Source organism: Candidatus Phyllobacterium onerii (genome assembly GCF_028331445.1).
GTDB classification, from domain to species: domain Bacteria; phylum Pseudomonadota; class Alphaproteobacteria; order Rhizobiales; family Rhizobiaceae; genus Phyllobacterium; species Phyllobacterium onerii.
Map to the genome: position 1 here is coordinate 142,496 of NZ_JAQMHX010000007.1, position 21,579 is coordinate 164,074.

Sequence of the window (21,579 nt, forward strand, 5' to 3'; positions counted from 1 at the left end):
CCGATCTAGAGCGGCCGCGGATATTTGCGGTAGATCGCGTTTATCTCCTTGAGAAGTTCCGGTGGCAGCGTGATCTGGCTTGCCCAGATATCGGTCTTCAGCTGTTCCATCGATGTTGCGCCGATGATAACAGAGGTCATGAACGGCCGCGACAGGGCGAAAGCGATCGCCATCTGCGCCACATCGAGATTGTGCTTGCGGGCGAGTTCAATATAGGCGCGAACCGCAGGCGCGGAGTGTTCATTGTTGCGCCACAGACCGCCTGGCTGAATCGAGCCACGTGTGCCCGCTGGCATCTTCCCATCGAGATATTTGCCGGTCAGCACACCGGAAGCCAGCGACGAATAGGCGAGAAGGCCGACATCCTCGTGGTGGCTGAGTTCAGCCAGATCAAGATCGAAGACGCGCTGGATAAGGCTGTATTCATTCTGCACCGAGGCAACGCGGGGCAGATCATGACCCTCGGAAAGCTTGAGCCATTGACCAATGCCCCAGGCGGTTTCGTTGGAAAGGCCGATGTGGCGGATCTTGCCTTCCCTGACCATATCGCCAAGCCCGTGCAGGGTCTCTTCGATCTGCCCCACGACCTGCGACTTGTCCTGGTTTTGCGGCGCATACTGCCATGCGGTACCGAAATGATAATGACCGCGGGCGGCATAGTGGACCTGATAGAGATCGATATAGTCGGTCTGCAGACGCTTCAAACTGCCTTCCACCGCTTCACGCGCGGTCTGGCGATCCGGTGGGGTTCCATTGCGGATCCAGCTATTGCCGCCGCCGGAAATCTTCGACGCCAATACAAACTTGTCGCGCTTGCCGGTCTTCTTGAACCACGTGCCGATATAACTTTCGGTTTTGCCGTAGGTGTCCGCGCTCGACGGAATTGCATAGACTTCCGCCGTATCCATGAAATTGATACCCGCGTCCAACGCATAGTCGATCTGGCTGTGTGCATCGGCTTCGGTGTTCTGTACGCCCCAGGTCATGGTGCCGAGGCAAATTTCAGTGACGTCGATATCGGTCCTGCCGAGTTTCTTCAGTTTCACGGGATTTTCCTGTTTTGATCTTGGTTGATCAGTCGACTTGGAGGCCAAGCCTCTGCTTTAGCTTTCTGACGCGCTGGCCGTAATGATGGGAGACAGGGACGGCAGCAGCGGCCTCCCCTACCATATCAATCAATTCGCACTTTTCCAGTTCGTTAAGCTGCTGGCGAAGAAACGGAGAGGTTTTTTCGATGACAGTTGCGGTATCGCCGACCTGGCTGAAAGCCCATTTCGCGTAGATCATCGCTTCGTCCGCCTTTTTGGGGCTGCTGATATCAAGGATCACACGCCTTACGGCATCGAAATGACCATCCGTAATCAGAGTATCTTCGGCGATGATCGCAAGGATCAATGTCGCTGCGGCAAGAACGGGGTCCTCAATCGCAGTCAGCGGCGAATGCTCAGCCTGCAGGCGTATTTTCCTGCGCCTGAAATATCCACGCACACGCCCGGCGCTGTCGATAACGTCGCCCGCTGCCTCTCCCAATACCTTCAACCTGTACCACCAGAAGAGGCCGCCGCCGAGGAGCCCGAGAACTGCCAGAATAATATGCATGATTAAAATCCCTCCATGAAAAACTCCAGTTTAGAGGGAGGGAAATCGATCCGTAAATTAGGCGATGGAATAATACGGTGCCATGGATATGATACGGAACCATGCTAGCACGGAACCGTTATCGCCAAGCCTGATCACGGCGCACCACACGTCTTGCAACAACTTCAACGAGGGAGATAGAAATGGACAGACAAGCAACAGCAATCTGGAAAGGCGCGCTGAAGGATGGTCAAGGCACGCTCGACACCCAAAGCGGCGCACTGAAAGGTCTTCCCTACAATTTCAAGGCCCGTTTCGAGGACGAAAGCGGCAAATCCGGCACCAATCCTGAGGAATTGCTTGGCGCTGCCCATGCGGGCTGCTTTGCCATGCAGCTTTCACACTTCCTTGCGGAGAACGGCACCCCGGCGGAAAAGCTCGAGGCCAAGGCGGTCGTGACGCTTGACCCGGCCAAGGGCGCGATCACCAAGAGCGCACTGACCCTGGTCGGCAATGTTCCGGGGATCGACGCCGCGACTTTCAGCGAGCTTGCCAACAAAGCCAAGGCCAACTGCCCGGTGTCAAAGGCGCTGGGCGCAATTGAACTTACGCTGGATGCGAAGTTGGCTTGATTAATTTATAATCGGCTGCAGTAAAACGGGCGCTGAGGCGCCCGTTTTTAATTCGGATTGCATCGCTGCTATGCGTGGTTCGACAAGCTCACCATGAGGGAGTTGGGTGTATTGCAGAGAGTCAAGTTCTGGCGTGCTGGCGATAATCATCGCCGCTTGCAGCACAACAACTTCCCTCATGGTGAGCTTGTCGAACCACGCACAGCAGCGATGCAGGTAGTCAAATCAAACCCGCCGCCCCACCATCATCTTCTTGATTTCAGCGATTGCCTTGGCGGGGTTGAGGCCCTTGGGGCAAGCCTGCGCGCAGTTCATGATCGTATGGCAGCGATAGAGCCGGAACGGATCTTCCAGATTGTCCAGACGTTCGCCCGTTGCTTCGTCGCGGCTGTCGATCAGCCAGCGATAGGCCTGCAGGAGAACAGCCGGACCGAGATAGCGATCGCCATTCCACCAGTAGCTCGGGCATGAGGTCGAGCAGCAGGCGCACAGGATGCACTCGTAAAGCCCATCCAGCTTGGCGCGGTCCTCGTGGCTCTGCAGCCATTCCTTGGCCGGCTCAGGTGAGACCGTCTTCAGCCACGGCTCGATCGAACGATGCTGCGCGTAGAAATTGGAGAGGTCCGGCACCAGATCCTTCACGACAGGTAGATGCGGCAGCGGATAGATCTTCACAGCGCCCTTGATCTCGTCCATGCCCTTGGTGCAGGCGAGCGTATTGGTGCCATCGATGTTCATGGCGCAGGAGCCGCAGATGCCCTCACGGCACGACCGGCGCAATGTCAGTGTCGGATCGATCTTGTTCTTGATCCACAACAGACCGTCGAGAACCATCGGGCCGCAATCGTCGAGATCGACATAGTAGGTATCGATACGCGGGTTTTCGCCGTCATCCGGCGACCAGCGGTAAATCCGGTACTCGCGCAGATTGTTTGCGCCCTGCGGACGATCCCAGGTCTTGCCGGGACGCATCTGCGAGTTCTTGGGAAGTGCAAGTTCAACCATGATATTCTGGTCTCTCTATTTGTTCTTTCGCAATCCCGGATGGAAAACCGGTACCCACTTTTCCTGGGATTGCTTTTAGTACACACGCGCTTTCGGCGCGATCTTGGCGAGGCTGATGCCGCCATCCTCTTCCTTGAGCAACGGCTCGAGGTGAACAGGACGATAACCCAGCGTGACCTTGCCATCCGGCGCCAGCCAGGCAAGGCTGTGCTTGCGCCAGTTGACATCATCGCGATTGGGGAAATCCTCATGCGCATGGGCGCCGCGGCTTTCCTTGCGCGCTTCGGCGGCAACGACCGTGGTGATGGCATTGGCCATGAGGTTTTCGAGTTCAAGCGTTTCCATGAGATCGGAATTCCAGATCATCGAGCGATCGGTGACCTTCACATCCGGCAGTTCGCTCCAGATCTGCTCCATGCGGCCCACACCTGACTTCAGCGATTCCGAGGTGCGGAACACTGCCGCATCCTCCTGCATGGTCTTCTGCATCTTTTCGCGCAACTCAGAGGTCGGAATGCCGCCATTGGCATGGCGCAGGCGGTCGAAGCGATCCATGATCTTCGTGACCGAAGCCTCATTGATATCGGGGATCTTGGCGTTGCGGTCGATTACCTGTCCGGCGCGGATCGCAGCCGCGCGACCGAAAACCACAAGATCGATCAGCGAATTGGAGCCAAGACGATTGGCGCCATGCACCGAGGCACAGCCCGCTTCGCCTACCGCCATCAGACCGGGCTGGATGCGGTCCGGATCTTCTGCAGTCGGATTGAGCGCTTCACCCCAATAATTGGTCGGGATGCCGCCCATATTGTAGTGAACCGTCGGAATGACCGGGATCGGCTCCTTGGTGAGATCGACGCCGGCAAAAATCTTCGCCGATTCCGAAATGCCGGGCAGGCGCTCATGCAGGACGGCCGGATCGAGGTGATCCAGATGCAGGAAGATGTGATCCTTGTTCTTGCCGACGCCGCGCCCTTCGCGAATCTCCAGCGTCATGCAGCGTGAAACCACGTCGCGCGACGCCAGATCCTTGGCGGAAGGTGCATAACGCTCCATGAAGCGCTCGCCTTCGGAATTGACGAGGTAACCGCCCTCGCCGCGCGCACCTTCCGTGATCAGACAGCCAGCACCATAGATGCCGGTTGGGTGGAACTGCACGAACTCCATATCCTGCAAGGGCAAACCCGTGCGCGCAACCATGCCGCCGCCATCACCGGTGCATGTATGCGCCGACGTTGCGGAGAAATAGGAGCGACCGTAGCCGCCCGTTGCCATAACCACCATCTTGGCGGCAAAGCGATGGATCGTGCCGTCGTCGAGGTTCCAGGCGACAACGCCGGTGATCGTACCCTCTTCATCCTGGATGAGATCGAGTGCGAAATACTCGATGAAGAACTGTGCATTGTGGCGCAAGCTCTGGCCATAGAGCGTGTGCAGGATGGCGTGGCCGGTACGGTCTGCGGCGGCGCAGGTGCGCTGCACGGGCGGACCATCGCCATAATTCATCATGTGACCGCCGAAGGGGCGCTGGTAGATCTTGCCCTCTTCGGTGCGCGAGAACGGCACACCGTAGTGTTCGAGCTCGTAGACGGCGGCCGGCGCTTCCCGCACCAGATATTCCATGGCGTCCGTATCGCCGAGCCAGTCCGAACCCTTGACCGTGTCATACATGTGCCACTGCCAGGAGTCGGCACCCATATTGCTGAGCGACGCGGCGATACCGCCCTGCGCCGCAACCGTATGCGAACGGGTGGGGAAAACCTTGGTGATACAGGCCGTCTTCAGGCCCTGCTCCGCCATGCCAAGCGTGGCGCGCAGGCCGGCGCCACCTGCGCCGACGACGACCACGTCGAATTTATGGTCGACGAACTTATAGGCTTTATCTGTTGGTGCCATAGTAGAGTTTAAACTCCAAAGCTCAGCTTGAGGATCGCAAAGATGCAGACGATACCGACGCCAAGGGCGAAGAACGTATTGAGCATCAAAAGCACGACCTTCGTGCCTTCACCGTGTACATAATCTTCAATGATGACCTGCATGCCGAGGCGCATGTGATAGAGACCGGAGACCAGCACCATCAACAGCACAATGGCAGTCAGCGGGTGGGACAGGGCGGCCTTTGTCTCGACATAGCCTGCGCCATGCAGGGACAGGATCAGCCCGATGAAAAACAGGATCAGCGGAATATTCGACAACGCAGTCAGGCGCTGACGCCAGAAATGTTCCGTGCCTTCTTTCGCAGAACCAAGTCCGCGAACTTTTTTAAGCGGCGTGCGCATATCGCTCATATCCGCCTCCTCAAGCTATCGTGAATGCGACGATCCAGACCAGGATCGTCAATGCGACGGAAAGAACGAGCGAACCCCAGGCCATCTTCGTGGTCGTGTCCTTCTCGAGGCCGCGGCCGGTATCCCAGATCAGATGACGTATGCCCCCGATCATGTGATGAATAAGCGCCCAGGTGTAACCGAGCAGAACCAGGAGGCCGATCCATGAACCATAGACCATGTTGACGATATCGAACTGCCGCTCGCTTGTCGCGGTTGCGATCAGCCACCAGGCGACCAGCAGCGTGCCGACATAGAGCGCCGAGCCGGTGATGCGGTGGACGATCGACATGACCATGGTTGGAATTGGTTTGTAGATTTGCAAATGCGGCGACAGGGGCCGGTTTGCATGTAGATTTGTCTTGCTCATAGCGTCCCCGAGGGTAGCGCCACATCTGGTTAGACGGGCAGGGCCGAAAGGCTGGATAAAGGCAATTTAGAGGGGTTTTAATCCGGTTTTTGCACTGCGTCAAAGCCCCATTCCGCACCCTCATGCGGCGAATTGGCTTGAATAGCAAGTCAATAAGGTTTTTGCTTAAAATTCAATCGTTTAAAGCGGTAAAAACGCCTGTTTCGGCGGTCAAATCTGGCGCGCGTGCCCTGCAAAAATAAATCGCCCGAGTCTCGATTAGCGAGGTTCAAGACAGGCATTTATACGATAGTCGAACACGACGGGGCGGGTCGTTTGCAGGATATTCATTGTGCGTCAGCAATCCGGAGTTGATCCGGATTATTGATTTCCGAAGCGGATGATGAAACTGGTCCAGTCGGCGGGCGCCGCAACCTGTTCATAGAGCTTGCGGCCGTCTTCCGGCACACGCGGCGCGTTGAGCGAGAGCTTGGTCCAGCCGCGTTCTTCCGCCTTGTCGGCGAGCACGTCGATCAGAGCCTTGGCGATACCCTTGCCGCGATGATCATGGTGCACATAGATATGATCGACCTGACCGGCCCGCATGCCGGACACGGGCTCCGGCAGGTCGTAGAAAATGACGAAGCCGACAAGAATACCATCGAGCCGGGCACCCGCGATTTCCGCCGTGCGGTCCCGCAACAGGTTCTCGGCGTAATAATCGTCCGGACGGCGCGGTGCGCCCCGCTTCAGGGCCTGGGCATAACTGGCGAGGAGAGGCGCGAATTCATGGGCATGGCTGAGATGCAGCAAGGAAATGTCGATGGCGTGCTCGTCCGCGCTTTTCTTGATCATGGTCGCATCCGTCCCTTTGTGACTGCCTGAGCAGGTGTTCTTATACATCGGAGGATTGGTTGATTGCAGCCAGCGCGTCAACCTGCAGCGGGGATGAAAATCGATTTGATTAGGTTTTGAGCGGATGACAATTGTTAATAAAAGGTTAATCTGGCTGTAGAACAGTTCGACGTTAAGGGAATGTGTCATGCTGGCTAAGAAAACTGCCTCCTCCAAGTGGCCGGTGCTCGCTTTGGCGGCGCTCTCGATCGGTTCGACTGCTCCGGCTTTTGCGGAAAACAGAATCAACGCCAGCAACTCCTATGGGGATGAGTACGGCAACATCGTCTATTACGAAACGGGCGGGTCGAAGATCATCTTCGTCGGCGGCGCGGCGACGAAATCGGATGTGATCGGCAAACAGATCCGGCGTGAGGTCCCCGTATACCGGCGTGGTGGAAAGCAACCGGCGATCATCTCTCCGCCAGCCGACCCGATGGTGATCGGTGTAATTCCGCCGCCCAACACAAGCTGTGACAGCCCGATCATGGTCAAGGGTCTCGGCTACCAGTACGGCATCGATCGCAACTCGACGATCATCCTTGCCCATCCCGGCTGCTGAACAACGATCCACTGCTGCGATTTGATTTGCCTCGCTAGCGAGCGCCCTGTAAAGGGTGCCGCTTTCAAGAGGTAACAAGATATGGCTCGCAGCTCCGACGGCGCACTCGTTCTGTTTTCCGGCGGGCAGGATTCGGCCACGTGCCTCGCTTGGGCACTATCGCGCTTCGACCACGTTGAAACGGTTGGTTTCGACTACGGCCAGCGCCACCGAATCGAGCTCGAAGTGCGCGGGCAATTCCGCAGTGCCCTTGCCGGGAAGTTTCCGCAATGGGCTGCGCGGCTTGGCGACGACCATATGCTGGACGCAAGCATTGTCAGCCAACTTGGATCGACAGCCATGACCCAGGATATCGCGATCGAGATGGCGGAAAACGGCTTGCCGAATACGTTTGTGCCCGGGCGCAATCTGCTGTTCTTCGCACTCGCCGGTGCGCTGGCCTATCGCCGCGGCCTGCGGGTAATCGTGGGCGGCATGTGCGAAACCGACTATTCCGGGTACCCCGATTGCCGCGATGACACATTGAAAGCCCAGCAGGTAGCGCTGTCGCTTGGACTTGACCAACGCATAACCATCGAAACGCCCTTGATGTGGCTCGACAAGGCCGAGACCTTTACCCTTGCACGTGCCCTCGGCGGCGAAACATTGCTGGATCTGGTCGTCGAGCATACCCATACCTGCTATCTCGGCGATCGCTCGCAACGGCATGCGTGGGGCTATGGCTGTAACAGCTGTCCGGCCTGCGAACTGCGTGCGAACGGTTGGCGGAAGTTCAAGGCGGAGGCCGCATGACTTACGCCGTCAAGGAAATCTACCTGACCTTGCAGGGTGAAGGCAATCATACGGGCCGCGCTGCCGTGTTCATGCGTTTTGCCGGCTGTAACTTATGGTCGGGCCTCGAGCGCGATCGCGAAGAAGCGGTCTGCAAGTTCTGCGATACGGATTTCATCGGCGTGAATGGTCCGGGCGGCGGCAAGTTCAAGACTGCCAACGCTCTGGCGGACGCGGTGGCAGCAGCCTGGCCACAGAATACTGGCGGCAAACCTTATGTCATCTGCACTGGCGGTGAACCGCTGCTTCAACTCGACACTCCGCTGATCGACGCCTTTCATGCGCGCGGTTTCGAAGTGGGTATCGAGACCAATGGCACCATCGCGGCGCCGGCGGAAATTGACTGGATCTGCGTCTCGCCCAAGGCGGCCGCACCGCTTGTTCAGACCAGCGGCAACGAGCTCAAACTGGTCTATCCGCAGAAAGAAGCCGAGACACATCCTTCACGTTTCGAGCAGCTCTCCTTCGAGCATTTCTATTTGCAGCCTCTTGACGTCATCGGTGATCCGGCGCAAACCGCCGCGCATGTGGCATCTGCAGCGGCCTATTGCCTCGCCCATCCGCTTTGGCGGCTGAGCACGCAGACACATAAACTGATCGGCTTGCCCTGAGGGTAAGCTCTTTGTTTACCGCAGCTCCGGACGCAAAAGCGTAGAAACTTTTGCTGGAATTGCTTTTGCGGGCGCCTGTATTGCGCCAATGCGAACGAGGACAACCATGAGAATCTTCAACGAATTCACGTTTGAAGCGGCACATCATTTGCCGCACATCTTTCCCGATGGACACGTTAATACGCGTCTGCACGGGCACAGCTTTCGCGTTCGTGTGACGCTGGAAGGAAAACCAGATCTGAGGACCGGCCTTATCTCCGATCTTGGCGTTGTAAAAAGGGCGTTCGACAGCGCACTCGAGAAACTCGATCATCGCTATCTCAACGAGATCGAAGGGCTTGAAACACCAACGCTTGAAAACATCGCGATGTGGCTGTGGCGGCACTTTGCATTGTCCCTGCCCGGCTTGGCGCAGGTCGGCGTGTACAGGGACACTTGCGGCGAGGGCTGCGAATATCAGGGCGAATTCGAGATGGAAAGGAAAGCAGCATGAGTCACTATGCAGAACAGGCGACGATGCTCGGCAAGGATGTGAAAATCCCGCAGCATCCGGATGAGGCGATCCTCGATGCAGTCCCAAACCCGCAAGCGGGAACGCTTTTCCTGGCACGCTTCGCCTGCCCGGAATTCACCTCGCTATGTCCGGTTACCGGCCAGCCGGATTTCGGCCATCTGGTCATCGACTATGCGCCGGATCAGACGCTGGTGGAGTCCAAATCGCTGAAGCTGTTTCTCGGCAGTTTCCGCAACCACGGGGCTTTTCACGAAGACTGCACGGTCGGAATCGGCAAGCGCATCGTCGAAGCGGTCAAGCCGCTGTGGCTGCGCATCGGCGGGTATTGGTATCCACGCGGCGGTATTCCGATAGACGTGTTCTGGCAGACGGGTCCGGTACCGGAAGGCCTGTGGCTGCCGGATCAGGGTGTCCCGGCCTATCGGGGGCGGTGAAATCGTCACTGCAGGATAAAGTGAGAGCGTCGTCGCCCTTGCCCCTCCCCTTGTGGGGAGGGAGGCTGCGTAGCAGCAAGGAGGGGACCCTTTAGAGGCTCACCCTTTTGATTCAGAGTTTTGAAGAAAGACCCCTCCCCGGACCTGCGGTCCGTCCCTCCCCGCAAGGGGGAGGGCTAGGGCAGAGCTAGCTTATTTCCACTCTCTTATATCAACAAAATGTCCGGCAATTGCCGCGGCTGCTGCCATGGCAGGCGAAACAAGATGCGTGCGGCCCTTGAAGCCCTGACGGCCCTCGAAGTTACGGTTCGATGTCGAAGCGCAACGCTCGCCGGGTTTCAGACGATCATCGTTCATCGCAAGGCACATGGAGCAGCCCGGCTCGCGCCAGTCAAAACCCGCAGCCTTGAAAATCTTGTCGAGCCCTTCGGCTTCCGCCTGTTCCTTGACGAGTCCCGACCCGGGCACGATCATCGCATCGACGGTAGCAGCAACCGTGCGGCCCTCGACGACCTTGGCGACAGCGCGAAGATCTTCGATGCGGCCATTGGTGCAAGAGCCGATGAACACACGATCAAGCTTGATATCCGTCATCGGTGTGCCGGGCTTGAGACCCATATAGTCGAGCGCGCGCCATTTCGATGAGCGCTTGGTCTCATCCGGAATCTCGTCCGGGTTCGGCACGGCGCCTGTGATGGCAATGACGTCTTCCGGCGACGAACCCCAGGAAACAATAGGCGGTAGATCGGCTGCATTCAGAACGACGACCTTGTCGAAATGCGCACCCTCATCGCTCTGGAGGGTTTTCCAGTATTCGACCGCCTGTTCGAACGCTGCTCCCTTTGGGGCGCGCGGCTTGTCCTTGACGTAGGCGAAAGTCGTCTCGTCCGGTGCGATCAGGCCCGCGCGGGCGCCACCTTCGATCGACATATTGCAGATGGTCATGCGACCTTCCATCGACAGCGCACGAATGGCTTCGCCGGCATATTCGATGACATAGCCGGTGCCGCCCGCAGTACCGATTTCACCGATGATGGCAAGGATGATGTCCTTGGCGGTCACACCAGCCGGCAGCACGCCATCGACACGCACCAGCATGTTCTTGGCTTTCGACTGGATCAGCGTCTGAGTTGCGAGAACGTGTTCGACTTCCGATGTGCCGATACCATGCGCCAAGGCGCCGAAAGCGCCATGGGTGGAGGTGTGGCTGTCACCACAGACGATCGTCATGCCCGGCAGGGTAAAACCCTGCTCCGGCCCGATGATGTGGACGATACCCTGACGGATATCCTTCTCCGAATAGTATTCGACACCGAAATCCAGCGCATTCTTGGCAAGGGCTTCGACCTGGATACGGCTTTCATTGTTTTCGATACGCTTGGTCCGGTCCGGCGAGGTCGGTATGTTGTGATCGACGACGGCGAGTGTCTTTTCTGGATGGCGAACCTTGCGGCCGGTCAGTCGAAGACCTTCAAAAGCCTGCGGGCTGGTCACTTCGTGGACAAGATGGCGATCGATATAGAGAAGGCACGTGCCGTCCTCCTGACTATCGACCAGGTGGTCATCCCATATCTTGTCATAAAGTGTGCGTGGCGCAGACATTGCGATATCCTCAGGCTTTCCAATTATTTCGTGGACATATGCACTCGAGGTCCAGTTACGTCAAGAAACAAGCGAAAAAAGTAATAATCCGGCGACAAAGCGCCGCTGCTTTCTGGATTATCGGCGATTAAGACGACGTTCCAGCCAGCGCAGCCCGAGTGACAAGCTGATTGTCAGAACGAGATATATATAGGCAACGACGGAGTAGGTTTCAAAGAAGCGAAAAGAACCCGAGGCATAGACCTTGCCCATCTGGGTTACATCGACGACGCCGAGCACCGAGACAAGCGACGAATCCTTAACCATGGAGATAAAATCATTGCCGTAGGGCGGCAGGATGGTGCGGATCGCCTGCGGCATGACGATCAGCCGAAACCGTTGAAACCGCTTGAGACCCAACGCTTTCGCGGCTTCGATCTGCCCCTTGTCGACGGCCTGAATGCCCGCCCGGAAAATCTCGGCGAGAAAGGCGGCATAGGCCAGCATCAACGCGATGATCGCGCGCCAGAGCAGCGAGAAATCGCGAACTTGCAATGGATCCACAAGCCCTGCCGACTGCAGCGGCTGCGTCATGAAATTGCACAGCCAGACTGCAGCTGGAGCGCCAACAAAGGCGATATAGAACAGCAGCACAAGCAAGGGGATACCGCGAACAATCTCGACATAAAACCGCGCGATCTGCCTGACGGCGACATGTTCGGAAAGGCTCATCACCGCAAGGAGAAGGCCGAAGGCCGACGCGAGAAAGAAGGCCAGCAGCGAAACCCAGACCGTAATCCAGATACCCTGCGAGACCGTCGTGAAGACTTGCCCGTAGATTGGGCTGATGAGAATGGCGATGCCGAGCGCAAGGGCAATCATCACCGCAACAAGCAACCACCACGGGAAATCATTCTTCGCGGTAGGTCCCCTGTTCTTCGTGTTGTCGGGCACTGTCGGGATTACTGCCCGAGTTTGTAGTCGAGCAACCACTTCTTGTTGAGCGCATCGAACGTGCCATCAGCTTTCAGCGCAGCGATGGCTGCATTGACTGGCGCGACGAGGTCCGACCCCTTCGGGAAGATGAAACCGAAATCCTCGGCGCCGAGCGGCCCGCCTATCAGCTTCAAGGCACCACCGGACGCATCGACATAGCCCTTGCCGGCAGTGCTGTCAGTAAGAACAAGATCGACATCGCCGGTCTTCAGCGCCTGGATTGTCGCGCCGAACGTCTCGAAAAGTTTGATTCGCGGGTTCTGCTCATTGCCGTCCAACACATTGTAGACGGCCACGTAGAAATTGCTGGTGCCGGGCTGCGCACCGACGAGTGTATCCTTGGCGTCGGCGAAGCTTTTCGGATCGGCAAAGCGGCTCTCGTCACCGCGCACCAGCATGAACTGTTCCGACCGCATATAGGGTTCTGAGAAATCCACCTTCTGCTTGCGTTCGTCATTGATGGTGATGCCGGTCATGCCGATCTGGTACTGATTGTCCGCAACGGCCTGGATCATCGCGTCCCAGCTGGTGTTGAGATATTCGACTTTGAAGTTGAGGCGTTTGGCGATCTCGTTCATCGCATCGTACTCCCAGCCGACGGCTTTGCCGGTCTTCGGATCGACGAATTGCAGGGGCGGATAGGCATTTTCCGTTACAACCGCAACCTTCCTGCCGCCAAGATCGGGCAGCTCCGCGGCCAAGACAGAAAACGGCGTCAGTGCAAGTACTAGCCCTGCCAAAAGAGCGGATCGCAAGTTCATCTCAAACCCCTGTCACGTGTTTGCGTCGGCAACAAATTTCACCTTGTCACCGACGCGTCAATCCCCGCAAGCACGTCTGTTCCTTCTGCGTTCGCGCAGGCAGATGTATTTTGCGCCGCAAACAAAAAAGGCGGCCCGAAGACCGCCTTTTTTCAAAATGATAGGGACCGCGCTTATTCAGCGGCAGGTGCCTTGGCAACAGTTGCTTCCGAGACCGTCTCGGCTGCACCAGTTGCAGGAACAGTTGTCTTGTTCTTGCGGTTGTCTTTCTTCTCGACGATGCGGGCCGCCTTACCGGTGAGGCCACGCAGATAGTAAAGCTTGGCACGACGTACCTTACCGCGACGAACAATGTCGACGCCTTCAACCAGCGGAGAAATAACCGGGAATACGCGCTCGACGCCTTCGCCGTAGGAAATCTTGCGAACCGTGAAGTTCTCGTTGATGCCGGCGCCGTTGCGGGCGATGCAAACGCCTTCATAGGCCTGAACGCGGGTACGGGTACCTTCCGTCACGCGGACGTTTACACGAACGGTGTCGCCTGGGCGGAAATCCGGGAGCACGCGCTTGGCTTCGATTTTTGCTCTCTGTTCGAGATCGAGCTGACGAATAATATCGACGGTCATCGTCTTCATCCTTTGTTTTTCAAACAGTCAGAGCGCTCGACACTTGAAACACAGCAACTTGGCCACATTCCTATGCCTCCGACGAAGCAGGAGCGAATTCACCATTCATTGATTAATGGACCGGGTATTTCCCGAGTTGGCGGGCTGATACACCATAAAACCCGGTTTGTCACGTACACGAGCGATTCTTTTTGCTTGGCTATTTCTTTAATGACGCTCTATGCGCCTGCCAAAGATCCGGTCGGCGCTCCTTCGTCAACCGTTCCGCTTCTGAACGCCGCCACTTATCGATAGCGCAGTGGTTGCCGGAGAGGAGCACATCCGGAATGCGTCGCCCTTCCCATTCCTGCGGCTTGGTATAGTGCGGATGTTCGAGAAACCCGGTCTCGAAACTCTCGGTTTCGCCGGACATGACATTGCCCATCACACCTGGCAGGAGCCTGACGATCGCATCGAGCATGACGATTGCCGCAGTCTCGCCGCCGGAAAGTATGTAGTCGCCAATCGAGATTTCTTCGAAATCCCGGGCGTCGATCAGCCGTTCGTCCACGCCCTCGAAACGTCCGCAGAGCATGATCGCGCCCGGCCCCGCGGCGAGTTCCCGTACACGGGCCTGGGTCAAGGGTTTGCCGCGCGGGCTCATGTAAAGTTTCGGACGCCCGTCAGCCACATGATCGACCGCGCGGGCAAGAACATCCGCCTTCATGACCATGCCAGCGCCACCGCCAGCTGGCGTGTCATCGACCATGCGATGCTTGTCGGTGGTGAAATCGCGGATCTGCACCGTTTCCAGTGACCATGCCCCGTCCACAAGCGCTTTTCCGGCAAGCGACACCCCAAGCGGTCCCGGAAACATTTCCGGGTAAAGCGTCAGCACAGTGGCGCGAAAACCGCCTTCAACCGTGGTCATGGCTGCTTTTTCCCGCCATCCTCACCGCCGAGTTGCCGGCGGCGTTCCTCATCTTCGTTCTCGTCGGGAATGAGACCGGCGGCGGCGGGATCGATAATGATATGACCGGCCTTGATATCCACATGCGGCACCGCGAGCATCGTGAACGGGATCAGCATCGGGCGCTTTCCCGGTATGGTCAGCTCGAGCAGATCGCCACCGCCGAAATCGAACATCGCCGATACCTTGCCATGCTTGTTGCCTTCGGCATCGATCGCGTCGAGCCCGATCAAGTCGGAGTGGTAATATTCGTCCTCATCCAGATCCTGCGGCAGTTGCGAGCGATCTATGAACAAAGTCGTACCATTTAGCGCCTCGGCCATATTCCGGTCGTTCACCCCGCGAAAGCGCACGACGACCACCGTCTTCGCCGGACGTATATCAAGCACCTCGAAAGGCCTGCCGGTCACGTCATAAAGCGGTCCGTAATCCGCCAGCGCCATTGGATCGCCAGTGAAGGTTTTCACCCTGAGCTCCCCGCGCGTGCCATGCGCCGCGCCGATCACCGCCAACTGTACCGGGTCGTTCAACTTCGCCATCAGTTTCTTCCACCTTTACGCGTTCAGCCACGAATTAGAGCAAATAGCCAATAAATCCAAGGCGAAACGACTCTGTAAGAAGTCATGTGGCATTGTCCCGGCATATTAGCCGAGGAGCGATGCCATGGGCGTTCAACCACAAACCGAGCAGTTCCTTGTTTCCGCTCGACCGGATCTGATCGACGCTCGTGCGAATTGGCTGAAATCGCTGAAGAATACACGGCGGCTGGCCGCCAACACATTGGAAGCCTATGAACGCGACACGCGCCAGTTCTTCCAGTTTCTTACCGGACATCTTGGCGAGCCTCCTGCACTCAAGGACGTAGCGACACTGCGGATCGCAGATCTGCGCTCATTTCTGGCGCGACGGCGTAATGACGGCGCTGGTGCGCGTACCCTCGGCCGCGGGCTTGCCGGGATACGTTCATTTCTACGCTTCCTCGAAAAGCAGGGCATGGCCAACGCTGCTGCTTCGATCGCCATGCGGGCACCGCGCCAGCCGAAATCACTGCCCAAGCCGCTGACGATGGTGGACGCACGGCGTGTCGTCGAGAAGGGCGAACAGCTGAACGAAGAGCCATGGATTGCCGCGCGCAATGCTGCGGTTCTGACCCTGCTTTACGGCTGCGGATTGCGCATTTCCGAGGCGCTCGGCCTCGACGGCAGCGCGCTGACCGATCCGGATGCGCGCTCGATCCTGATTACCGGCAAGGGCGGCAAGACCCGCATGGTGCCATTGCTACCCATCGTGCATCGGGCTGTTGCCGAGTATCGTGCGCTCTGTCCCTACGATCTCGAAGAGGGCAAGCCGCTGTTTCGTGGCGCGCGTGGCGGCGAACTGCACTCTGCCATCATCCAGCGTGACATGCAGAAGATGCGCGGCGCGCTCGGCCTGCCGGATACGGCGACACCGCACGCCTTGCGCCATTCCTTTGCCACGCATCTGCTGGGACGCGGCGGCGATCTGCGCACGATCCAGGAGTTGCTGGGTCACGCCAGCCTTTCGACGACGCAGGTCTATACCGGCGTCGATACGGAGCGATTGATGGAAATTTACGCCAAAGCGCATCCCCGCGCCTGAATACGGACAATTTACCGGCGGAGATTGGGATCAGGACCCATTAATATGATCGAAATGGCGCATGAAACGGCAAGAAGATGCGAGGAGAGATGCGAAGGGCGGGGTCTTTCCCTCGGCCGAGCAGCTCGACACTGCAGCTTGCAGCCGTTTCGGCGTCCGGAAGATAGGGTCCATTTGCCCGGCAACGTCGTCGCAAAGGCTCGACAATGGATAGACATTGCCATTGCCTTTGCTCCTCGTATCCGAACAAATGGCCTCCTACCATTTCGATTAGATCAATGGGTCCTGACCCCGCGCTTTCTCCGCAGGCTTACGGATAGATACCAGGCATGAACGACACCGATAATCTCACTTCGCTTGATCATGTCGCAGACAGGCTGTTGCGGCTGTGCCTGATATTGAGCTGGCTGCTATTGGCTTCGCTCTTTGCTGTGGCTTTCAGCGTGACACGCGCCAGGGCCGAAGAGGTCTCGTGCGGCGGCCATGATCTGATCGCGGAAATGGCAAGGACCGATCCGGCAAGACTTGATGCTTTGCGTAAGGAAGCCGCGGCGACCGTCAACGGCAACGGCTTGCTGTGGAAGATCGAGAAGGCCGGAACACGACCCTCCTATCTCTATGGCACGATGCATCTGACCGATCCGCGCGTTCTCAAGCTTTCCGATGCGGCGGAGACCGCCTATCGTGGGGCCGATACCGTCGTGATTGAAACAGATGAAGTTCTCGACCCGAAGGCTCCAATGAAGGTCATGGCCGAAACGCCGGAACTGATGATGTTCATGGACGGCAATACGCTGGACAAGGTCATCCCCCAAGACAAGCTCGAGTCGGTGAACGCTGCACTTTCGGAACGGGGTATTTCGCTCGCCGCCGTCAATCGCATGCAGCCCTGGATGCTGACCAGCATGCTCGCCATGCCGGCATGCGAATTCGCTCGCAAAAAGGAAGGTGCAGCCTTTCTCGATATCAAGCTGGCTGAAGACGCCAAGGCACAGGGCAAGCAGATTGCCGGGCTCGAGACAATCAAGGATCAACTTGGCGCCATGGCGTCGCTGCCAACACGGTTTCACATCGACGGATTGATCGAGACGCTGACGCTGGGGTCGAAACTGCCGGATGTCTTCGAAACGATGACCGTACTTTATACGCAAGGCGATATCGGCATGATCTTCCCCTTGATGCGCTCGGTATCTCCCGACGGCACCGAAAGCGGCCAGAATTATGCGGAATTCGAGGAAAAGATGGTCAATGCGCGCAACCGGACCATGGCGGAGCGTGCCGTGCCGATCATCGACAAGGGCAATGCTTTCATAGCAGTCGGGGCACTGCACCTGCCCGGCGAGCAAGGTCTCGTTTCACTGCTGAAAAGCAGGGGTTATACAATCGCTGCGGAGTGATAGTTCTGGCAAGTATTGATGAGGTTGTACCTGCCTTTATCAGGCAAGGGAAAAAACATCGTAGGTGCGCCACCGGGGCAATTTCGGAACTTTCCTAGCCAGTAATCGTTGTGTTTCCGGAATGTACTGAAAAGTCATGGAGGACACGAAATGACATACGATCCAAACCTACAGCAGCGGCCGGTGACTACTGATCCGCTGGATCCGACACGTCCCAATTCTACGGTCGTGACGAACAAGAGCGGGGGGAGCGGTTTCCTTATAGCTGGTATCATCATCGCTGCCTTGGTCATTGGCGGCTATTACTTCCTCAACCGCAGCGACGTTGGCATGAGCCCGACCGCTCCAACACCGCCTGCTGCGACCGACACGACGACACCGGCACCGGCTACACCTGAGCCGCCGGCAGCAACTGCACCGACAGCTCCGGCTCCTGCCGAACCTGCTCCGGCACCAGCTACGCCGGCTCCGGCTCCTGCACCCGCTCAATAATTAGCGGGGAGCATACAAAAAAAAGGCCCGGATATCCGGGCCTTTTCTATATATTTTTTCAAAGATCATTACATGTGGATTGGTTTGAAGAAAGTTGCCAGAGCAGCTTCACGCACAGCTTCCGACATGGTCGGATGAGCGTGTGTCGTGCGTGCCAGATCCTCTGAAGAACCGCCGAATTCCATCAGCACAGTTGCCTCGTGGATCATTTCACCTGCGCCATAACCCAAAATATGAACACCGAGCACCCGGTCGCTCGCCTTGTCCGCCAGAATTTTCACAAAACCGTCGGTGTGCAGCATGGCACGGGCACGGCCATTGGCGGTAAACGGAAATTTGCCGGCTTTGTATTCGATACCGGCCGCCTTCAGCTCTTCTTCCGTCTTGCCGACAGATGCCACTTCCGGCTGCGTGTAGACCACGCTCGGAATTGCGTCGTAGTTGACGTGACCCACCTGCCCCGCAAGGATCTCAGCAACGGCAATGCCCTCATCCTCCGCCTTGTGCGCCAGCATCGCCCCCTCGACGACATCGCCAATGGCATAGATCCCCGGGACATTCGTCTGCCAATGATCATTGATAGCGACACGTCCGCGATCATCGACCGCAACGCCGGCGTCCTTCAGGCCCACACCGTCCGTATATGGTTTGCGGCCCGTCGAGACGAGCACTACATCAGCGTCGATGGTTAGCGCTTCGCCGCCCTTGACCGGCTCGAACGTGATCTTTGCGCCTTTCCCGGATTTTTCGACGCCGGTCACCTTGGCACCCATCTTGAACTCGATGCCCTGCTTTTCCAGCATGCGCTGGAATTGGCGCGAGACTTCGCCGTCCATCGGTCCGAGAATCTTGTCCAGATATTCGACGACGGTGACCTTCGATCCGAGGCGCGCCCAAACCGAGCCAAGCTCAAGTCCGATGACGCCGCCACCAACCACAATGAGACGCTCCGGCACTTTTTCAAGTTCCAGCGCGCCAGTCGACGATATGATTACCTTCTCGTCGAATTCGACATTGACGCCGGGAATACCGGCGACATCCGAACCGGTGGCGATGACAATATTCTTCGTTTCGATCTCCTGAACCGTGCCGTCTTCGGCGGTCACGGAAACCTTGCCGGCTGCCAAAATCTTGCCCGTGCCCATGAACGTGTCGATTTTGTTCTTCTTGAACAGGAACGCGACGCCATTGACGTTGGCCTCGACCGTTGCATCCTTATGGGCAAGCATCGCAGGAAGGTTGAGCTTTGGCGTGCCGACATCGACACCCAAAGTAGCATGGGAATGACCCGCCTCATGGAACACTTCCGAGGCGTGCAGCAGTGCCTTTGACGGGATGCAACCGATATTGAGGCAGGTTCCGCCGAAAGTAGCGCGCTTCTCGATCACCGCGGTCTTGAGGCCAAGCTGCGCGGCCTTGATCGCGCATACGTAGCCACCCGGACCTGTTCCGATGACAACGACATCATATGCCATGATTGTTTCCTTCTCTTGCGACGTTGCCCAGCAAATTACTGTTCGGGCACGCATTCCTTAAAGCGGAAGACTTCCCAGGGAAAAGTCTCGATGGGTTTTTCAAGTTTGAAGTTAAAGCTGCTCATGGAGCTGGAAAAATCCGGCAGGAGCAGAGCCTGCGCAGCCGGCTCCTTGGCTTGCGGCAGGAGGTCGGCGTCGGCTCCCTCCTTCAAGGCATAGATGACGCCACGCCAAACGGTACATGCCTGCAGTTCGTCGCCGGTGACATCGCCGGTCGGGCATTTGTACATGATGATGCCATTGGGCCTTGCAATACCCTCATTCCACATGACCACGCCATCGAGTTTCAGATCGCTGTCGTTCATCTCGATTGAGAATTCATTCGATGTCATGACAGGCTGATCTTCCGGAACATGCTTGAACCTCAGCGTATAAGCATCATCCCTGTCGGTGTAGATCGCACGATCCTGCGTACAGGCGGCAGAGGCAGGAGCAGCAAACAGAGCCGACCCCAAGAGAGCAGCCAGAATAAGTGCAGGACGGGAATGAACGTTCGAATCCATCAATATTCTAACTCTCGGGTGTGGACACGACTGCGCCGACTAACCTCCCTTAACGGGAGCAAAAGCCAGCACCGTCGCATTTACTAAAGATCAAGAACGAGACGCTCCGGATCCTCCAGGCTTTCCTTGACGCGAACGAGGAAGGTCACTGCTTCCTTGCCATCGACGATGCGATGATCGTAGCTCAGCGCCAGATACATCATCGGACGAATGACAATCTGTCCGCCAACCACCACCGGCCGATCCTGGATCTTGTGCATGCCGAGAATACCCGACTGGGGCGCATTGAGGATGGGGGAGGACATCAGGGAGCCATAGACGCCGCCATTGGAAATGGTGAACGTACCGCCCTGCATGTCAGCCATCGACAGCGCACCGTCGCGTGCAGCCTTGCCGAGGCGGCCGATTTCCTTTTCGATCTCGGCGATCGACATCTGGTCGGCATTGCGCACGACCGGAACGACAAGGCCCCGATCCGTGCCGACAGCAACGCCGACATGAGCGAAGTTCTTGTAGATGATATCGTTGCCGTCGATTTCCGCGTTGACCGAAGGTACTTCTTTCAGCGCATGCGTTACGGCCTTGGTGAAAAAGCCCATGAAGCCGAGCTTGACGCCATGCTTCTTCTCGAAGATTTCCTTGTAGCGATTGCGCAAATCCATGACAGCCGACATGTCCACCTCATTATAGGTGGTGAGCATGGCGGCCGTGTTCTGCGCGTCCTTCAACCGGCGCGCAATCGTCTGACGCAGGCGCGTCATCTTCACCCGCTCTTCGCGCGATGCGTCGTCGGCGGACGAAGCGGGGCGAGCAGCAACAGGCTTTGGTGCTTCTGTTGTTGCGGGCTGGGCGGTGATGCCTTTGGCAACGGCATCGAGCACGTCCCCTTTTAGCACCTGTCCGCGCTTGCCGGACCCTTCGACCTGAGAGAGGGAAACACCTTTCTCGGCGAGGATCTTGGATGCAGCAGGGGAAGCCGGCATCTCGCTTGGTTTACGTTCGGTAATGGCCGGCTCACCGGCAACTTCGGCGGTCTTTGCTTCTGCTTCCTTGGTCGAAGAAGCAGCAGCACTGCCCGAGGCCTGCGCGGTGGCTTCCGGCTTTGCCTCCGCCTTCTTGGCGGGAGCAGCTGCAGCGCCATCGCCCGAACCGATCATACCGAGCAGAGCACCGACCTCGACCGTATCGCCCTCCTTCGCAGTGATTTCAGCGAGCGAGCCGGCAGAAGATGCCGGTACCTCGATCGTCACCTTGTCGGTTTCGAGTTCGACCAAGGGCTCATCAACGGCAATCGCATCGCCGACATTTTTGAACCATTTGCCAATTGTCGCTTCGGAAACGGATTCGCCCAGCGTTGGGACGCGGATTTCGGTGGCCATGTT

Annotated in this window: 25 protein-coding genes; 9 read left to right on the plus strand and 16 right to left on the minus strand. The window is 57.5% G+C overall.

Annotated features, from left to right (window positions below; all coding sequences use genetic code 11):
* Positions 1-5: 5 nt before the first annotated feature.
* Both PHA01_RS17325 and PHA01_RS17330 read right to left on the minus strand, forming a co-directional pair.
* On the minus strand, positions 6-1,046 hold the full coding sequence (locus PHA01_RS17325) for an aldo/keto reductase (protein WP_271897652.1): 1,041 nt from the start codon (positions 1,044-1,046) through the stop codon (positions 6-8).
* A gap of 28 nt (positions 1,047-1,074) precedes the next feature.
* Positions 1,075-1,599, minus strand: a complete 525-nt coding sequence (locus PHA01_RS17330) for a hypothetical protein (protein ID WP_271897653.1) — start codon at positions 1,597-1,599, stop codon at positions 1,075-1,077.
* 182 nt (positions 1,600-1,781) lie between these two features.
* Between PHA01_RS17330 and PHA01_RS17335 the strand changes: the two genes are divergently transcribed.
* The gene (locus PHA01_RS17335) at positions 1,782-2,210 is read left to right on the plus strand and encodes an OsmC family protein (protein WP_271897654.1); all 429 of its coding nucleotides are present in this window, start codon (positions 1,782-1,784) and stop codon (positions 2,208-2,210) included.
* A gap of 225 nt (positions 2,211-2,435) precedes the next feature.
* Here the strand turns inward: PHA01_RS17335 and PHA01_RS17340 are convergent, their stop codons facing one another.
* The 5 genes from PHA01_RS17340 to PHA01_RS17360 form a co-directional block, all read right to left on the minus strand.
* Positions 2,436-3,215 carry a succinate dehydrogenase iron-sulfur subunit gene (locus PHA01_RS17340; RefSeq protein ID WP_271897655.1) on the minus strand — a complete coding sequence of 260 codons (780 nt, stop codon included), beginning with the start codon at positions 3,213-3,215 and terminating at the stop codon, positions 2,436-2,438.
* Positions 3,216-3,290: 75 nt separating this feature from the next.
* Positions 3,291-5,111 (minus strand): succinate dehydrogenase flavoprotein subunit, encoded by a 1,821-nt coding sequence (sdhA, locus tag PHA01_RS17345; protein ID WP_271897656.1) that lies wholly within the window; start codon positions 5,109-5,111, stop codon positions 3,291-3,293.
* 8 nt (positions 5,112-5,119) lie between these two features.
* Positions 5,120-5,503, minus strand: a complete 384-nt coding sequence (gene sdhD / locus PHA01_RS17350; RefSeq protein WP_271897657.1) for a succinate dehydrogenase, hydrophobic membrane anchor protein — start codon at positions 5,501-5,503, stop codon at positions 5,120-5,122.
* Positions 5,504-5,513: 10 nt separating this feature from the next.
* Positions 5,514-5,912, minus strand: a complete 399-nt coding sequence (sdhC, locus tag PHA01_RS17355; protein ID WP_262294896.1) for a succinate dehydrogenase, cytochrome b556 subunit — start codon at positions 5,910-5,912, stop codon at positions 5,514-5,516.
* A gap of 360 nt (positions 5,913-6,272) precedes the next feature.
* Positions 6,273-6,746, minus strand: coding sequence for a GNAT family N-acetyltransferase (locus PHA01_RS17360; protein WP_271897658.1), 474 nt, complete (start codon positions 6,744-6,746; stop codon positions 6,273-6,275).
* A 187-nt stretch (positions 6,747-6,933) separates the two neighbouring features.
* Here PHA01_RS17360 and PHA01_RS17365 point away from each other — a divergent pair, with 187 nt between their 5' ends.
* The 5 genes from PHA01_RS17365 to queF all read left to right on the plus strand — a co-directional run bounded on the left by PHA01_RS17365 (position 6,934) and on the right by queF (position 9,737).
* Positions 6,934-7,347 carry a hypothetical protein gene (locus PHA01_RS17365; RefSeq protein WP_271897659.1) on the plus strand — a complete coding sequence of 138 codons (414 nt, stop codon included), beginning with the start codon at positions 6,934-6,936 and terminating at the stop codon, positions 7,345-7,347.
* A gap of 81 nt (positions 7,348-7,428) precedes the next feature.
* Complete coding sequence (queC, locus tag PHA01_RS17370; protein ID WP_271897660.1) at positions 7,429-8,139, plus strand: 7-cyano-7-deazaguanine synthase QueC; 711 nt, start codon at positions 7,429-7,431, stop codon at positions 8,137-8,139.
* A complete protein-coding gene (gene queE / locus PHA01_RS17375; RefSeq protein WP_271897661.1) occupies positions 8,136-8,789 on the plus strand; it encodes a 7-carboxy-7-deazaguanine synthase in 654 nt (217 codons plus the stop codon). Before queC ends, queE begins: the two co-directional genes overlap by 4 nt.
* Before the next feature lie 106 nt (positions 8,790-8,895).
* Positions 8,896-9,282 (plus strand): 6-pyruvoyl trahydropterin synthase family protein, encoded by a 387-nt coding sequence (locus PHA01_RS17380; protein ID WP_271897662.1) that lies wholly within the window; start codon positions 8,896-8,898, stop codon positions 9,280-9,282.
* Entirely contained in the window at positions 9,279-9,737 is a 459-nt protein-coding gene (gene queF / locus PHA01_RS17385) for a preQ(1) synthase (protein WP_224507392.1), read from the plus strand. The genes PHA01_RS17380 and queF overlap by 4 nt, the downstream gene beginning before the upstream one ends.
* Positions 9,738-9,929: 192 nt before the next feature.
* Here queF and leuC read toward each other — a convergent pair whose 3' ends face one another.
* The 6 genes from leuC to rimM all read right to left on the minus strand — a co-directional run bounded on the left by leuC (position 9,930) and on the right by rimM (position 15,189).
* Positions 9,930-11,339 (minus strand): 3-isopropylmalate dehydratase large subunit, encoded by a 1,410-nt coding sequence (gene leuC, locus PHA01_RS17390; RefSeq protein WP_271897663.1) that lies wholly within the window; start codon positions 11,337-11,339, stop codon positions 9,930-9,932.
* 117 nt (positions 11,340-11,456) lie between these two features.
* Positions 11,457-12,200, minus strand: a complete 744-nt coding sequence (locus PHA01_RS17395) for an amino acid ABC transporter permease (protein WP_271897819.1) — start codon at positions 12,198-12,200, stop codon at positions 11,457-11,459.
* A gap of 80 nt (positions 12,201-12,280) precedes the next feature.
* Positions 12,281-13,075, minus strand: a complete 795-nt coding sequence (locus PHA01_RS17400; protein ID WP_271897664.1) for a transporter substrate-binding domain-containing protein — start codon at positions 13,073-13,075, stop codon at positions 12,281-12,283.
* A gap of 173 nt (positions 13,076-13,248) precedes the next feature.
* Positions 13,249-13,701 (minus strand): 50S ribosomal protein L19, encoded by a 453-nt coding sequence (gene rplS / locus PHA01_RS17405; protein ID WP_112525226.1) that lies wholly within the window; start codon positions 13,699-13,701, stop codon positions 13,249-13,251.
* Positions 13,702-13,900: 199 nt separating this feature from the next.
* A complete protein-coding gene (trmD, locus tag PHA01_RS17410) occupies positions 13,901-14,611 on the minus strand; it encodes a tRNA (guanosine(37)-N1)-methyltransferase TrmD (protein WP_271897665.1) in 711 nt (236 codons plus the stop codon).
* Positions 14,608-15,189 carry a ribosome maturation factor RimM gene (rimM, locus tag PHA01_RS17415; protein ID WP_112525052.1) on the minus strand — a complete coding sequence of 194 codons (582 nt, stop codon included), beginning with the start codon at positions 15,187-15,189 and terminating at the stop codon, positions 14,608-14,610. The genes trmD and rimM overlap by 4 nt, the downstream gene beginning before the upstream one ends.
* Before the next feature lie 124 nt (positions 15,190-15,313).
* Between rimM and PHA01_RS17420 the strand changes: the two genes are divergently transcribed.
* The 3 genes from PHA01_RS17420 to PHA01_RS17430 all read left to right on the plus strand — a co-directional run bounded on the left by PHA01_RS17420 (position 15,314) and on the right by PHA01_RS17430 (position 18,159).
* Positions 15,314-16,270, plus strand: coding sequence for a tyrosine recombinase XerC (locus PHA01_RS17420; protein ID WP_271897666.1), 957 nt, complete (start codon positions 15,314-15,316; stop codon positions 16,268-16,270).
* Positions 16,271-16,599: 329 nt separating this feature from the next.
* The gene (locus PHA01_RS17425; RefSeq protein WP_271897667.1) at positions 16,600-17,667 is read left to right on the plus strand and encodes a TraB/GumN family protein; all 1,068 of its coding nucleotides are present in this window, start codon (positions 16,600-16,602) and stop codon (positions 17,665-17,667) included.
* A gap of 150 nt (positions 17,668-17,817) precedes the next feature.
* Entirely contained in the window at positions 17,818-18,159 is a 342-nt protein-coding gene (locus PHA01_RS17430; protein ID WP_271897668.1) for a hypothetical protein, read from the plus strand.
* 68 nt (positions 18,160-18,227) lie between these two features.
* Here the strand turns inward: PHA01_RS17430 and lpdA are convergent, their stop codons facing one another.
* The 3 genes from lpdA to odhB form a co-directional block, all read right to left on the minus strand.
* Positions 18,228-19,688 carry a dihydrolipoyl dehydrogenase gene (gene lpdA, locus PHA01_RS17435; RefSeq protein WP_271897669.1) on the minus strand — a complete coding sequence of 487 codons (1,461 nt, stop codon included), beginning with the start codon at positions 19,686-19,688 and terminating at the stop codon, positions 18,228-18,230.
* Positions 19,670-20,197, minus strand: coding sequence for a hypothetical protein (locus PHA01_RS17440; protein ID WP_271897670.1), 528 nt, complete (start codon positions 20,195-20,197; stop codon positions 19,670-19,672). Before PHA01_RS17440 ends, lpdA begins: the two co-directional genes overlap by 19 nt.
* Positions 20,198-20,280: 83 nt before the next feature.
* A complete protein-coding gene (gene odhB, locus PHA01_RS17445) occupies positions 20,281-21,576 on the minus strand; it encodes a 2-oxoglutarate dehydrogenase complex dihydrolipoyllysine-residue succinyltransferase (RefSeq protein WP_271897671.1) in 1,296 nt (431 codons plus the stop codon).
* Positions 21,577-21,579: the final 3 nt, after the last annotated feature.

Bases quoted from the DNA above. Each gene is read 5' to 3' on its own strand.
- PHA01_RS17330 (WP_271897653.1), bottom strand. From the start codon at position 1,599: ATGCATATTATTCTGGCAGTTCTCGGGCTCCTCGGCGGCGGCCTCTTC.
- PHA01_RS17335 (WP_271897654.1), top strand. From the start codon at position 1,782: ATGGACAGACAAGCAACAGCAATCTGGAAAGGCGCGCTGAAGGATGGT.
- PHA01_RS17340 (WP_271897655.1), bottom strand. From the start codon at position 3,215: ATGGTTGAACTTGCACTTCCCAAGAACTCGCAGATGCGTCCCGGCAAG.
- sdhA (WP_271897656.1), bottom strand. From the start codon at position 5,111: ATGGCACCAACAGATAAAGCCTATAAGTTCGTCGACCATAAATTCGAC.
- sdhD (WP_271897657.1), bottom strand. From the start codon at position 5,503: ATGAGCGATATGCGCACGCCGCTTAAAAAAGTTCGCGGACTTGGTTCT.
- sdhC (WP_262294896.1), bottom strand. From the start codon at position 5,912: ATGAGCAAGACAAATCTACATGCAAACCGGCCCCTGTCGCCGCATTTG.
- PHA01_RS17360 (WP_271897658.1), bottom strand. From the start codon at position 6,746: ATGATCAAGAAAAGCGCGGACGAGCACGCCATCGACATTTCCTTGCTG.
- PHA01_RS17365 (WP_271897659.1), top strand. From the start codon at position 6,934: ATGCTGGCTAAGAAAACTGCCTCCTCCAAGTGGCCGGTGCTCGCTTTG.
- queC (WP_271897660.1), top strand. From the start codon at position 7,429: ATGGCTCGCAGCTCCGACGGCGCACTCGTTCTGTTTTCCGGCGGGCAG.
- queE (WP_271897661.1), top strand. From the start codon at position 8,136: ATGACTTACGCCGTCAAGGAAATCTACCTGACCTTGCAGGGTGAAGGC.
- PHA01_RS17380 (WP_271897662.1), top strand. From the start codon at position 8,896: ATGAGAATCTTCAACGAATTCACGTTTGAAGCGGCACATCATTTGCCG.
- queF (WP_224507392.1), top strand. From the start codon at position 9,279: ATGAGTCACTATGCAGAACAGGCGACGATGCTCGGCAAGGATGTGAAA.
- leuC (WP_271897663.1), bottom strand. From the start codon at position 11,339: ATGTCTGCGCCACGCACACTTTATGACAAGATATGGGATGACCACCTG.
- PHA01_RS17395 (WP_271897819.1), bottom strand. From the start codon at position 12,200: ATGATTGCCCTTGCGCTCGGCATCGCCATTCTCATCAGCCCAATCTAC.
- PHA01_RS17400 (WP_271897664.1), bottom strand. From the start codon at position 13,075: ATGAACTTGCGATCCGCTCTTTTGGCAGGGCTAGTACTTGCACTGACG.
- rplS (WP_112525226.1), bottom strand. From the start codon at position 13,701: ATGACCGTCGATATTATTCGTCAGCTCGATCTCGAACAGAGAGCAAAA.
- trmD (WP_271897665.1), bottom strand. From the start codon at position 14,611: ATGACCACGGTTGAAGGCGGTTTTCGCGCCACTGTGCTGACGCTTTAC.
- rimM (WP_112525052.1), bottom strand. From the start codon at position 15,189: ATGGCGAAGTTGAACGACCCGGTACAGTTGGCGGTGATCGGCGCGGCG.
- PHA01_RS17420 (WP_271897666.1), top strand. From the start codon at position 15,314: ATGGGCGTTCAACCACAAACCGAGCAGTTCCTTGTTTCCGCTCGACCG.
- PHA01_RS17425 (WP_271897667.1), top strand. From the start codon at position 16,600: ATGAACGACACCGATAATCTCACTTCGCTTGATCATGTCGCAGACAGG.
- PHA01_RS17430 (WP_271897668.1), top strand. From the start codon at position 17,818: ATGACATACGATCCAAACCTACAGCAGCGGCCGGTGACTACTGATCCG.
- lpdA (WP_271897669.1), bottom strand. From the start codon at position 19,688: ATGCGTGCCCGAACAGTAATTTGCTGGGCAACGTCGCAAGAGAAGGAA.
- PHA01_RS17440 (WP_271897670.1), bottom strand. From the start codon at position 20,197: ATGGATTCGAACGTTCATTCCCGTCCTGCACTTATTCTGGCTGCTCTC.
- odhB (WP_271897671.1), bottom strand. From the start codon at position 21,576: ATGGCCACCGAAATCCGCGTCCCAACGCTGGGCGAATCCGTTTCCGAA.